Raw genomic sequence first — 12644 nt, forward strand, 5'->3', positions numbered from 1 at the left:
TTTTCAGCCTCTGATGCATCTAAAACAATAATGGTAAAAAGACTTTCAAAGTTATTTGACATTTGTGTTCTTGATTCATTTCCAAGCTCACACAGATCACACCCATCAATTATTGGATTTGCACATGTTCTTCCATCATGTGCTGGAAGACTGGTAGAGCGCGAAGTCAGAAAACTTGATGAAATAATGACTGTTGCCAAGGGACCGCATGTACTTGTACTTGGAGGCTCCAAGGTAGTCGATAGGCTTGAAGCAATAAAGGAATTGATTCAAAACGGCAGGGCAGATCAAGTTTTGCTTACAGGTGTAATTGCCAATGTCTTTTTGAGGGCACAGGGAAGAATCAAGTTCCCACTTGGAATCAAAAGAGAAGAAGAAGTAGTAGCAAAGGCACATGCCTTGATTGGTGAATATCCAGATGTGTTTTCAGTTCCAGTAGATATCGCAGTGGAAAGAAACGGAAAAAGAGAAGAGATGGATGTTCGAGAACTTGTAAAAGGCGACCAGATATTTGATCTGGGACCAAAATCAGTAGAATATTACCTAAAATCAATCCAGAGTGCTGGAACAGTATTCATGAGCGGTCCTGCAGGATTTTTTGAAAACGAGAATTTCAAGTTTGGAACAGAATCGCTTCTCAAAGGAGTGGCAAGCTCGTTTGCAACCACAATTGTAAGTGGTGGACATCTCACTGCTGCATTGAAAAGATATGGCCTTGCCGAGAAGATAAACCACATCAGCACTGCAGGAGGAGCATTGGTGCTGTATCTTACAGGCGTAAAATTACCAATGATTCAGGCATTGGAAGAAGCTGCCACTAGATATCGTTCTAAATAGAGGCCTTGCACGCGGAGTTTGGGCATACCCTAGACTCCATTTTTCCAAGATAAACTTCTTGGCTGCAAGAATTGCATTTCATTTTTTCTACCACATCAAATAGTTTGTAATAGTTTGTGGTAAAGTTTTGTGCGATTTGTCGGATTAGTCCACCATCACGTAATTGGTTAAAGTATTGTTCCACGTCATCTATTGTTACAGCACTGTCAAGGCCATTGCTTTTGAGCACCTCAAAGATTTCGTCGTTTGTAAATCTCAGATTGGTATCGTTGAACTTTTCAAAGATGATCTTTCTAATCTGAAGGGGTATCACCACATTTGAGGTGGACAATTTAGTAAAGACCTGAAGCTTCTTCTTTTATCTTGTCTGCAGAAGCAGTATCTTTTATTTTATCTACAAGATAAGAGTAGAGACCAGACTTTAGAACCTTCAATGATAACAAGGCGCACTTTATCCTGGCAGGGCCAAGGTCATGCAATCCTAGGTTGTCAAGAATATCTTCTTTTGTAAGTTTTTTGACATACTCAAAATCTTTTCCCATGATAAGCTCTGTCAAAAGTGATGCACTTGCTTGGCTTATTGCACATCCTTTTCCTGTAAATTTTACGTCTGAGACCTTGTCATCTTTTATGTTAATGTGCATCTCAAGCTCATCGCCACATAATGGATTACTGTCTCGTTGTGCAATATCAGGCTCGGGTATCTTTCCATAGTTTCGTGGATTTCTATAGTAATCAAGAATAATTTCTCGGTAAATATCAGCACTACTCATAGCTTGAACAGCTCCTTTGCTCGGTTAAGAGACCTGATAAAAACATCTACCTCCTCTTTTGTATTATAGATATAAAAGCTTGCGCGGGATGTTGCAGATACATCTAGTCTTTCCATCAATACTTGTGCACAATGATGTCCAGAGCGAATAGCAATTCCATCCTCGTCAATAATAGTTGCAAGATCATGTGGATGGATATCTCCCAAATTGAAAGATATTACACCGCCTCTTTTTGTNCAGTGATGGCCAGAACGAATAGCAATTCCATCCTCGTCAATTATAGTAGCAAGATCATGTGGATGAATGTCTCCCAAATTGAAAGATATTACACCGCCTCTTTTTGTTACATCATTTGGACCATATAGTACGATTCCCTTCATTTGAGAGAGTTTGTCTAGTGCATATTTTGTCAATTCCATTTCATGTTCTCGCACCTTGTCCATTCCTATCTTATCAAGATAATCAAGGGCTGCAGCAAATCCAATTACATCAGCAATGTTTGGAGTTCCTGCCTCGAACTTGTATGGCAAGTCATTCCATGTAGTTTCATACTTGTGGACTTCTCGTATCATGTCTCCTCCACCATTGAATGGGACCATTTCCTGAAGTAATTCTTTTCTTGCCCACAAGACTCCAACTCCGGTAGGACCTAGCATCTTGTGTGCAGAAAAGGCAAAAAAGTCACAATCAAGTTTTTGCAAGTCCACTTTGATATGTGGAACAGATTGTGCTCCATCAACTAGCACTCGTACTCCGTGTGCCTTGCATCTTTTTATGATCTCTTCAGAATTAGTTATTGTTCCAAGTACATTTGACATTTGGCTAAATGTTACAAGCTTTACTTTTCCTGTCTTGAGATAGTTATCCAGGTGATCAAGGATTAGTTCCCCGTTGTCATCTACTCCAATGTATTCTAGTTTTGCACCTTTTTCTTTTGCAACAAGTTGCCATGGAACTATGTTACTATGATGCTCGTATTCTGTAGTTACTACGATATCGTCCTTGTTGATGTTTTGTCGTCCCCATGCATATGCAACAAGGTTGATTGCCTCAGTGGTACCTCTCACAAAGACAATCTCTTCACGATTTTTTGCATTGATGAATTTGGCTATCTTGTCTCTTGTGCTTTCATATGCAAGTGTTGCCTCTTCAGCAAGCTCATGGACTGCTCTGTGAATATTAGAATTGTAATTCATGTAATAATTGCTAATTGCCTCAATCACCTGAATTGGCTTTTGAGTAGTAGCTGCATTGTCAAGGTAAACAAGAGGCTTGTCTTTGTGTACTTTACGTTTCAGAATTGGAAAGTCATTTCTGATATCTTCTATGTTTATGAAACTTGTTTGCAATTTAGTTTACCTCAATGTAGATCTCGTTTTGTTCTATTTTAACATTGTATATTTTGAGTGGTATTTCAGCTGGAAGATTTTCTGGGACACCAGTCTTTAGATTAAATGTAGACAAGTGCAATGGGCATGTGACACCCTCTTCTGTTAGTATTCCAGTTGAGAGGTCTGCATCTGCATGAGTACAAGTTCTGTCTGATGCATATATTTTTCCATCAAGATTTGCAACTAGAATTTTTTTATCTTCGTAATCAAAGTCAAACATTTCTCCTTTTTTTAGTTGATTTGATTTGCAGACATTAACCCAATTGGACAAGTTATCACCTGTATTTGTAATGACTTTCAAATGTGTCAGTCTCGCGATATCTTGTTTCTTCAACTTCAAGCATAGCCTTGAGTTGTTCATCGGTCTTAATAGTAAGATTACGTCCTGCCCACTTGGAATCTATCAGGTAACTTATCCATGCACGAACTTGGTATGACATTTTTCTTGAGAGAGGCTCAAGGAATCCTTCTACAATTATTTTCTGGGCATCAGACTTGCTCAAGCATCTTGTTGCAAGATAGAAAATTTGTTCCTCATCCATTTGTGCAACTGATGCAGAGTGTGTTGCCTTGACATCATTTGTAAATATCTCTAGTCCTGGTATAGAATCAGATTTTGCGCCCTTGTCAAGCAAGATTGAATGTCCTGAGAGATATGATTCTGCATGGTGTGCATCTTTTTCAATTCGTATCATTCCCTTAAACAAGGATTTTGCAGTATCTTTTAGTACAGACTTTTCTAAGACTCGGCCAACTGTAGAAGGTGCGTTATGAATCAAATTGGAGGCCAAGTCATATGACTGGTTCTTGTTTCCAAAGACCACTTCAGTATCCTGTGCAGTTGCACCTTGGCCATTGAGGAAATTATCAACTTTGTATCTAGAAAGATGGGAGCCAAACAATCCAAGATACCAATTCATCCTTCCGTCTCGCTCTATTCTTGCAACTCGCGAAGAAAAGTTGATAGCTGTTTCATCCATTGCCTGTAGTGTGATTAAATCAAATTGGCTGTTTGGACTGATGGATACGTCAAGTAATTCAAGATATGCCTGTTGTTTTTGTGCTTGTGATGCATAGATCTCCTGAACAATTGATGCCTTGCTGCTATCCTCTGCAACTATGATGTTTCGCGAAATGGTAGAGGTCTNGTTCAAGATATGCCTGTTGCTTTGGTGCTTGTGGTGCATAGATCTCTTGAACAATTGATGCCTTGCTGCTGTCCTCTGCAACTATGATGTTTCGTGAAATGGTAGAGGTCTGGTCAAGTGAGAGTGATGAGACCAGGTGAATTGTTTTTTCAACAATGAGATTACGTGGAACATAGATGAATATTCCAGAATTGAAAAATGCGTTGTTTAGTGCAATGTACTTGTCTCGCTTTGAATCAGTTTGCTCAAATGATTTTTTTATCTTGTCACTGTGATTTATGATTGCATCTTGGATTGAACACATTACAAGACCTTTTTCTTTTAGTTCTGTTGGAATGTGTATCTTGTGTATGTTTGTGCCAACTTGAACTATACTTGGGTTATCGCCAATTTCTACCAGTCTGTCTTTTACAAAATCTGGAATTGTACTGTCAGAGCTAAGAGAGAATGTTATCTGCTCTGGATCCATTTTATTTGCATCGCTGTACTTGTTGTATAGCGGAGAGACTTCTTGTGGAAGTTGTTGAAATATTGCAAAAGCATTCTTGCGATATTCTCGTAACCATGCAGGATCATTATTTGCTTCAGAAATTTCTTCTATGTGACTAGAGCCAAGTTTAGACAGAACAAAAGACGACATTTTACATCACAAATTGACACAATCGGCACTAGCCGACTGAGCCATCCATTTCCATTTTAATCAGTCTGTTGAGCTCTACTGCATATTCCATTGGGAGCTCTTTGGTAAATGGTTCAATGAATCCATTTACGATAAGTGTGAGTGCTTCTTCTTCAGTGAATCCTCTTGTCATGAGGTAAAAGATTTGTTCGTCACCAATTTTTCCAACAGTTGCTTCGTGTGTTACTGTTGCATCTTCTTGGTTAATTTCCATGTATGGATAAGTGTCAGTCTTTGATATGTCATCTAGTAATAATGCATCACATCTAACAGAAGCCTTGACATCTGTTGCACCTTTTGCCACATGTAATAATCCTCTGTATGTTGTTCTACCATCACTTTTGCTAACTGATTTTGAAGTTGTTCTAGATGTTGTATGTGGAGCAAGGTGTACCATCTTTGCACCAGTGTCTTGGTGTTGGTTCTTTCCTGCAAATGCAATAGAAAGTGTTTCACCATGTGCGCGAGGTCCCATGAGATAGATTCCAGGATATTTCATTGTGAGTTTGCTTCCAATGTTTCCGTCAATCCATTCTACACGTGCACCTTCGTATGCATATGCTCTCTTTGTAACTAGATTGTAAACATCATTACTCCAATTCTGGATGGTTGTGTATCTTAATTTTGCACCTTTCATTGCAATCAATTCTACAACTGCAGAGTGTAGAGACTCTGAGGAGTATACCGGTGCTGTGCATCCTTCTATGTAGTGTACCTCTGCACCTTCGTCTGCAATGATTAGAGTTCTTTCAAATTGACCAATGTTTTCTTTGTTGATTCTAAAGTATGCTTGTAATGGTAGATCTACCTTTACGTTTTTTGGAACATAGATGAATGATCCTCCACTCCATACAGCGCTGTTAAGTGCTGCAAACTTGTTATCCTCTGGAGGAATTACTTTACCGAAATATTTCTTGAAGATCTCTGGTTGCTCTTTTAGTGCAGTGTCAGTATCCAAGAACAATACACCTTGTTTTGCAAGATCTTCTCTTAGGCTGTGATATACAACTTCTGATTCGTATTGTGCACCTACACCTGCAAGAAACTTTTTCTCTGCTTCTGGAATTCCTAGCTTGTCAAATGTTGCCTTGACTTCAGATGGAACATTGTCCCAGTCCTTTTCTGTTTTTTCAGAAGCTTTTGCATAATAGAAAATATTGTTAAAATCAATCTGTCCAAGTGAGCCTCCCCAGTTTGGCATTGGCTTTTTCATGAAAATGTCATATGAGCGAAGTCTAAAGTCTAGCATCCATTGGGGCTCGCCCTTCATTCTGCTAATTTCTTCAACTACTTCTCTTGACAGACCCTTTTTACTGGTGTAGATATACATCTCAGTCGAGTCTTTGAAATCGTATTTACTATAATCCATGTTAAGGTTCTCAGAAGTCATACAATTGTCATAACCCCGTTATGTTATAAAAAAGTTACACCCCACTTCACACATGTACAGCGGAGTAGGCTAAGCTAAATGAGATCAAAATGAAAAAATAATTAAAAAACAATTAGGTCCAGCTAAGAAAAGATATTCCAAGATCTTAGAATAAGGTCTAGCTCCAAACTTTTTCTTGGAAAGTCCATTTCTTGTTTAGTAAAAAGTTTCCAACAGATGCAATTGCAACTGCCAAGAACAGTGCAATGGAGTAATTCAAGTGTCGTAGTTCTACAAGGCCGTACACCATCAACAGTTGGAAGACTGCACCAATTCCACTGAATCCCATGAACAATCCATATTGCAAAAGAGTTCGTTTTGGCTCAAATGTCCTGTCTTCAAATGTCCAGATTTTATTGAGTATAAAGTTTGAGCTCATTGAAAATATTATTCCGATCATGGTANATGCAATGGAGTAGTTCAAGTGTCGTAATTCTACAAGACCGTATACCATCAACAGTTGGAATACTGCACCAATTCCACTGAATCCCATGAACAATCCATATTGCAAAAGAGTTCGTTTTGGCTCAAATGTCCTGTCTTCAAATGTCCAGATTTTATTGAGTATAAAGTTTGAGCTCATTGAAAATATTATTCCGATCATGGTAGCATAGATGTACCAGAGATTGGAAAGTACTGCACCGAACATGAATGAGACAAAATAATTTACCAGTAGACCAGATGCACCAACGGNAATCATTGTGGCATAGATGTACCAAAGATTGGAAAGTACAGCACCAAACATGAACGAGACAAAATAGTTTACCAGTAGACCAGATGCACCAACGGTATAGAACCTGCCAGCCTTTGATAGAAAATGAACTGACGTACGCCTCTCAGTAGACTTGACAGACTTGCCATATCGATATAATTTCCAGATGGACTGCAGGTACCCAACACCTACGGAAAAATCAAGCTTGCTTGAACCTGTTGTTCTATTGATGAAGGTATACGGAATCTCTTTGACTCGAGCCTCTTTGGCTTTTACAAGAATTTCAAGCAGTATCTTGTATCCAATGGCGTCAAATTTTATATTATTTACAATGTGTCGCTTGAATGCAAAAAATCCTGACATTGGGTCCTTGATCTTTATTCCAAGGCCATGCTGTGCAATCTTGGTTGCGCCTTTACTGATTAATTTTCTTTTAAATGGCCAGCCAGAGATGCCTCCACCATCGACATATCTTGAGGCTACAACTATATCGCAGTCAGGGCTTTGTAGTTCTTCAACCATCTGTGGGATAGTTTGAGGAGGATGCGATAGATCGCTATCCATTACAACCACTGCATCACCCTTGGCACACTCTATGCCGGTAACAATAGCAGAGCTTAATCCCCGCTTGTTTTCACGACGTATTAGCTGGATGGAATATCCAGAGTTTGCCGAGTTTTTTGCATACTCTTCAACAGTTTGACTGGTACCATCAGGAGAGTTGTCATCAACCACGATAATCTCTGCATTCATTTCTCGTGTTAGTGCAGTACGCAGTGAATCAAGTATCTTGATGATGTTTTTTGATTCATTATAAGTAGGAATAACAATAGAAAGAGAACGCATCTTAGTTAACATCTCTTTTGATATCGAATTCAAGTTACTTTCTATCATTTCTGATTATCATTCCATTATTAAAATTGCTTTACTTGGAAAAGTGGCTCTTAATTGCCTCTACTGCGCCCTGTACTGTGTGTACATCAGATGTGAATGGTTTTGCCCCAAATTTCTTTAGTTCATCTGCAGTAAATGGCCCTATAGCAACAGCAGTAGTTTTTTCTAGATGAGTGTTCAGGGTCTTCTTGTCCATATCAGACAGCATTATATCAAAAAAAGCTCGTACTGAAGAAGCACTAGTAAATATTATTCCATCCACTTTGTTTTGCGAGAAAAGTTCCTTGAATTCTGTCCAATATGATAACGCACTAGAAGACTTGACGTCATACAAATAGACCTCTTTTACCTTGAGTCCTATTTTTTTTAACAGCTGTGCAAGAAATGGAGTTGATGCACCACTTCGTGGAACAATTACTTTTTTTCCTTCTGCATTAAGAAGTGTAAAAACTTCGCCCACACCAACAGATGAAAATCTTTCAGGAACATGTGACACCCTAATGCCTTCAGATTCAAGTGCTGCCTTTGTTTTGGGTCCCACTGCAATTACAATAGTATTTGCAACAGCAAGCTGGAGTTTTTCATATTTTGAGATCTTTTTTGCAGTATCAAACAAGAGCTTGACTGCCTTTGAGCTCATGAAAACAGAATAATCCGGATCATCTTTTTTGACTGCATCTAGGAATTCGTCCACCATTTCCTTTCCTTTGCTGACTAGTTCTATTGTTGGCAACGAGATTGCCTTTGCCTTTGCTTTAGACACTAGCTTGGTAAATTCTTCAGAATCTTCTTTTGATCTGGTAATAGCAACAACTTTTCCTTGCATCATTTCATCTCCACCCTATCTTCTCAGAGAGGTTTACCACTTTGCCCACTACAATTATGGACGGGGGTTTGATCTTTGCCTCACTGATCTTTTTAGATATGTTTGAAAGAGTGCCTTTAATCATCCTGTGCTCATCAGTTGTTCCGTTTTGAATTACTGCTACAGGCGTATTCTTGCTTAATCCTCCACTGATTAGTTTCTGGGATATGATCTCAATCCTTGAGAGGCCCATCATGATTACAATTGTATCTACTGCCTTTGCAAGTTTTTTCCAGTCAACTACGCCTTCGGATTTCTTTGCATCCTCATGACCTGTCACAAACACTACAGATGATGCAAACTTTCTGTGTGTGAGTGGTATACCAGAATACTCTGCAGAACCAATGCCTGATGTTATGCCAGGAATTATTTCGTACTTGACCTTGTGCTTGCGAAGAAATTCTGCCTCTTCTCCTCCACGTCCAAAGATGAATGGGTCTCCGCCCTTTAGTCTTACAACAATTTTATTTTTTTTCGCAAATTTTACCATCATATCATTTGTCATATCTTGATGTTTGTAGTCATCACCGACATCTCGTCCGACATACATTTTTTCAGCCCTTTTTGGAATCATGGCAACTATTTTTTTGCTTACCAGTCTGTCATAGAGTACAATGTCTGCAGATTTGATAGATTCGACAGCCTTTAGTGTGATAAGTTTTGGATCGCCAGGACCCGCACNCACAATGTCGGCAGACTTGATAGATTCAACTGCCTTTAGTGTGATAAGTTTTGGATCTCCAGGACCCGCACCAACAATGAAAACTTTGCCTGTCATTTGCTATTCCATTCCTCTACTTTTTCTCTCCAGTCCTTTGCAATATCTGCAATTCCTTTTTCTTTGAGTTCTGTTGCAACTTGTTTACCAAGATCATTTGCTTTGCTTGTTTCTGAATCTTTTTCCACCATTATAGATTTGCTTCCATCTATCGAATATACAATCACTTTTAATTTTAATCGGTCATTATCTTTGTGTGCAAATGCTCCAACTGGAAACCTGCATCCTGAATCTACAAACATTGAAAGAGACCTCTCTGCCTCTATTGCATTTCTAGTCTCTGGATCCTCGATTTTTTGCAGCAACTCTATCAATGAAGCATTATCCTTCCTAGATACGATGCCTAGTGCTCCCTGTCCAGGCGAGGGAGGAAATGTATCCATGGATAACTTTTGGAATTTCACATCAAGGCCCAATCGTGAGATGCCTGCCTGGGCCAGTACAATACCGTCAAACTCTCCATCATGGACTTTTCTTATTCTGGTTTCAATGTTTCCACGAATTGGTTTTACCACAAGATCTGGTCTTACTCGTATAATCTGGACTGCCCTTCTCAAGCTACTTGTGCCAATGAGTGCCCCCTTTTTTATTGTGTTCAATGTGGTACCATCATTTGTGATAAAAACATCATTTGCTTCTTCCCGTATTGGAATGCAGGCAAGAACCAGATCGTCTGGCAGCTCAGCAGGAATATCTTTTAGACTGTGCACTGCAAAATCAACTTNTCGTACTGGAATGCAAGCAAGAACCAAATCATCGGGTAATTCTGCAGGAATATCTTTTAGACTGTGCACTGCAAAATCAACTTTTTTTTCTGCCACTGCCCTGTCAATCTCTTTTTCAAATATTCCTTTTTGGTTTATTGTAAAAAGAGGACGTGCATCTGTATCGCCCTGTGTCTTTATTGTAACTATCTCAAATTCAGTACCAGGAGATTTTTTTTTAATTTCTGATACTACCCAGTTTGTCTGAGTAAGTGAAAGTTGGCTGCCTCTTGTTCCTATAACATACTTCATGGTTTCACCGCTTGCAGTGCCTTTTCATAAGATGATATCGTATCTTTGATGTCATCTTTAGAGTGTGCATATGACAAAAATACTGTTTCAAATTGTGATGGTGCAATAAACACTTTGTTTTTTAATAACGTCTCAAACAGTTTTTTGAACTTTGACATGTCTGCTTTTTTTGCAGAAGAATAATCCACAACTTTATCATCAGTAAAAAAGATCTGAAACATTGACGATATTGAATTGATCTGGTGAGGAATTTTCATGTCTGATGCCATATCATGTATTGCAGATACCAGCTTGACACAGTTCTTTTCAAGTCTTGGGTATAATTTTGACTGGAGTTTGTTCATGGTTTTGATAGAAGAGAGTCCAGCAGTGACAGACACTGGATTTCCTGCGTATGTGCTTGCCTGATAGACTTTGCCCTCAGGAGAGAGCATGTCCATTATCTCGCTTTTTCCCCCCACTGCTGCAATTGGAAAACCATTTCCTAGTGCCTTGCCAAGTGTGGTAACATCAGGTTTTATTCCAAAATATTTTTGAGCCCCACCTGAAGACATTCTAAATCCAGTCACTACTTCGTCAAAAATTAGTACAATGTTTTTTTCTTGGGTAATTTTTCTAATGTCATTTAGGAAATTCTTTTCAGGCAAGACCAGGCCCATATTTGCAAGAACTGGCTCCACAATTACTGCTGCAACATCATCTTCTTTTTCTACCAATGATTGCAACTCGTCTGAATTGTTATATTGTACAACAAGTGTATTTTTTGATACTTCGTCCAAGCTTCCTTCAGATACTGGGATTCCAATGTGTGCTGCACCAGATCCTGCCTTTACCAACACATAATCGTGTGCGCCGTGGTAACATCCTTCAAATTTTATTATTTTTTTCTTTTTTGTAAATCCCCTTGCCAATCTAATGGCAGTCATTGTAGCCTCACTGCCAGTATTTACAAGACGGACTTTGTCCATGGATGGAAAATTTTTAGATATTGATTCAGAAAGATCTACTTCGATCTCAGTAGGTGCACAGTATAGAGTTCCCTTTTCTAATTGATTTTTTACGTCAGAGATTNAATTCAGAAAGATCTACTTCTAGTTCAGTTGGTGCACAGTATAGAGTTCCTTTTTCTAGTTGATTTTTTACATCAGAGATTATTTCTTTTGGTCCATGTCCAAGAAGTAGTGCGCCATATGCGTTACAATAGTCAAGGTAACGCTTCCCATCTACATCATATATCATGCTGCCCTTGGCCTTTTTTANAGAAGCAGTGCGCCATATGCATTACAGTAATCAAGGTAACGGTTCCCATCCACATCATATATCATGCTGCCCTTGGCCTTTTTTACAAAGAACGGGTACGGATCATAGTATCTCACAGGACTGTTTATGCCAGACGGGATGAATTTTTTGGCACGTGCAAACAGGTTCTTGGAGCTTGCCATTTACATGGAAATGGACTGGATTGTAATTATAATCTATATGGAAAAATGGATTTGTGCTAAAAATTTAGCGAAGTTTTTCTGGCAGTTTGTAACCAGGTCGTTTGAAGGACTGCCAAGGTTACATGTGTTCTGTCCAGTGCCACCCTGGATTATGTTGTGTCCAGTGCCGACAAAGACCTGCATGTTTCCTGCTCCTCCTTTTATGATATTATCACCATTGCCTGCGTAAATGGTATTGGTGCCGTTTCCTGCGTATATGATATTGTTACCGTCACCTGCAATTACACAGTCTCCAGATGGACCCTCGTGGATTACGTCATTGCCACCTAGTCCAATTATCAAGTTTGGTACAGATGAACCGGTTAGTGTTTCGGTGCCATTTGTTCCCATCACCAAGTTGTAATCAGAAGATGGTTTTCCACATGCAAGAACAGTAACGGTTTGGTCTAGTGTCTTTTCGTTACCAAACTTGTCAATTGCAGTCCACTGGATTGTGGTCTTACCAATATGGAATAATCCTGTAGAGTTACTTGTTATCTTTGGAGTTGTATCTATTATTCCGGTACCATTAGCATTTCCTATCACAAGTGGTGTTGCAAATGCTGTTGCATCAGTTGTGATGTTTTCAGGAATTACCAAGTGTGGTGGTGATCTGTCAACAACTTGAATCAATTGTGTTG

Annotated in this window: 13 protein-coding genes and 8 pseudogenes; 1 reads left to right on the forward strand and 20 read right to left on the reverse strand. The window is 39.1% G+C overall.

The features are described from left to right. A partial coding sequence (gene pgk, locus DYY66_RS01460; RefSeq protein WP_166285581.1) for a phosphoglycerate kinase occupies positions 1 to 837 on the forward strand: 837 nt, incomplete at its 5' end. Here the strand turns inward: pgk and DYY66_RS01465 are convergent. From DYY66_RS01465 to DYY66_RS01530, 20 genes and pseudogenes are all read right to left on the reverse strand, one after another. Beyond that, entirely contained in the window at positions 830 to 1150 is a 321-nt protein-coding gene (locus DYY66_RS01465; RefSeq protein ID WP_309223951.1) for a hypothetical protein, read from the reverse strand. The two genes, pgk and DYY66_RS01465, sit on opposite strands and share 8 nt — an antisense overlap. Positions 1151 to 1169: 19 nt before the next feature. Next, positions 1170 to 1610 carry a Fe-S cluster assembly sulfur transfer protein SufU gene (gene sufU / locus DYY66_RS01470; protein WP_166285585.1) on the reverse strand — a complete coding sequence of 147 codons (441 nt, stop codon included), beginning with the start codon at positions 1608 to 1610 and terminating at the stop codon, positions 1170 to 1172. Continuing rightward, a partial coding sequence (locus DYY66_RS01475) for an aminotransferase class V-fold PLP-dependent enzyme (RefSeq protein WP_166285601.1) occupies positions 1607 to 1846 on the reverse strand: 240 nt, incomplete at its 5' end. The genes sufU and DYY66_RS01475, both read right to left, overlap by 4 nt. Position 1847: 1 nt before the next feature. Next, positions 1848 to 2959 (reverse strand): annotated as a pseudogene (locus DYY66_RS01480) (aminotransferase class V-fold PLP-dependent enzyme); the annotation flags it as partial. A 1-nt stretch (position 2960) separates the two neighbouring features. Next, positions 2961 to 3272: a non-heme iron oxygenase ferredoxin subunit gene (locus DYY66_RS01485; RefSeq protein ID WP_255495969.1), complete on the reverse strand. Its 312-nt coding sequence runs from the start codon at positions 3270 to 3272 to the stop codon at positions 2961 to 2963. A gap of 4 nt (positions 3273 to 3276) precedes the next feature. Continuing rightward, positions 3277 to 4137 carry a SufD family Fe-S cluster assembly protein gene (locus DYY66_RS01490; RefSeq protein WP_309223952.1) on the reverse strand — a complete coding sequence of 287 codons (861 nt, stop codon included), beginning with the start codon at positions 4135 to 4137 and terminating at the stop codon, positions 3277 to 3279. Between the two features lie 12 nt (positions 4138 to 4149). Beyond that, positions 4150 to 4789: pseudogene (locus tag DYY66_RS15665) on the reverse strand (Fe-S cluster assembly protein SufD); the annotation flags it as partial. A gap of 28 nt (positions 4790 to 4817) precedes the next feature. Further along, positions 4818 to 6218 carry a Fe-S cluster assembly protein SufB gene (gene sufB / locus DYY66_RS01500; protein WP_166285591.1) on the reverse strand — a complete coding sequence of 467 codons (1401 nt, stop codon included), beginning with the start codon at positions 6216 to 6218 and terminating at the stop codon, positions 4818 to 4820. A 157-nt stretch (positions 6219 to 6375) separates the two neighbouring features. After that, positions 6376 to 6661 (reverse strand): GtrA family protein (locus DYY66_RS13720; protein WP_255495971.1); only part of this gene is annotated, 286 nt, incomplete at its 5' end. 1 nt (position 6662) lies between these two features. Further along, a pseudogene (locus tag DYY66_RS13725) lies at positions 6663 to 6950 on the reverse strand (GtrA family protein); the annotation flags it as partial. A 1-nt stretch (position 6951) separates the two neighbouring features. Continuing rightward, positions 6952 to 7827, reverse strand: a pseudogene (locus DYY66_RS12875) (polyprenol monophosphomannose synthase); the annotation flags it as partial. Between the two features lie 67 nt (positions 7828 to 7894). Further along, positions 7895 to 8692, reverse strand: coding sequence for a uroporphyrinogen-III synthase (locus tag DYY66_RS01510; RefSeq protein WP_166285595.1), 798 nt, complete (start codon positions 8690 to 8692; stop codon positions 7895 to 7897). 1 nt (position 8693) lies between these two features. Then, positions 8694 to 9409 (reverse strand): uroporphyrinogen-III C-methyltransferase (gene cobA / locus DYY66_RS01515; RefSeq protein ID WP_255495972.1); only part of this gene is annotated, 716 nt, incomplete at its 5' end. A gap of 1 nt (position 9410) precedes the next feature. Further along, positions 9411 to 9506: pseudogene (locus DYY66_RS15670) on the reverse strand (SAM-dependent methyltransferase); the annotation flags it as partial. Further along, positions 9503 to 10230, reverse strand: a 728-nt coding sequence (gene hemC / locus DYY66_RS01520) for a hydroxymethylbilane synthase (RefSeq protein ID WP_255495973.1), incomplete at its 5' end; no start/stop codon positions are given. The pseudogene DYY66_RS15670 and the gene hemC, both read right to left, overlap by 4 nt. Before the next feature lies 1 nt (position 10231). Next, positions 10232 to 10522: pseudogene (locus tag DYY66_RS13730) on the reverse strand (hydroxymethylbilane synthase); the annotation flags it as partial. Next, positions 10519 to 11593, reverse strand: a 1075-nt coding sequence (locus DYY66_RS01525) for an aspartate aminotransferase family protein (protein WP_255495974.1), incomplete at its 5' end; no start/stop codon positions are given. The gene DYY66_RS01525 and the pseudogene DYY66_RS13730, both read right to left, overlap by 4 nt. Before the next feature lies 1 nt (position 11594). Then, positions 11595 to 11761, reverse strand: a pseudogene (locus DYY66_RS15675) (aspartate aminotransferase family protein); the annotation flags it as partial. 21 nt (positions 11762 to 11782) lie between these two features. After that, positions 11783 to 11964: pseudogene (locus tag DYY66_RS13735) on the reverse strand (hypothetical protein); the annotation flags it as partial. Positions 11965 to 11997: 33 nt separating this feature from the next. Beyond that, positions 11998 to 12644, reverse strand: a 647-nt coding sequence (locus DYY66_RS01530) for a calcium-binding protein (protein ID WP_394352539.1), incomplete at its 5' end; no start/stop codon positions are given.

The sequence above is a fragment of the Candidatus Nitrosotalea sp. FS genome, from assembly GCF_011319475.1.
Classification (GTDB): domain Archaea; phylum Thermoproteota; class Nitrososphaeria; order Nitrososphaerales; family Nitrosopumilaceae; genus Nitrosotalea.

Bases quoted from the DNA above. Each gene is read 5' to 3' on its own strand.
- sufU (WP_166285585.1), bottom strand. From the start codon at position 1,610: ATGAGTAGTGCTGATATTTACCGAGAAATTATTCTTGATTACTATAGA.
- sufB (WP_166285591.1), bottom strand. From the start codon at position 6,218: ATGACTTCTGAGAACCTTAACATGGATTATAGTAAATACGATTTCAAA.
- DYY66_RS01510 (WP_166285595.1), bottom strand. From the start codon at position 8,692: ATGATGCAAGGAAAAGTTGTTGCTATTACCAGATCAAAAGAAGATTCT.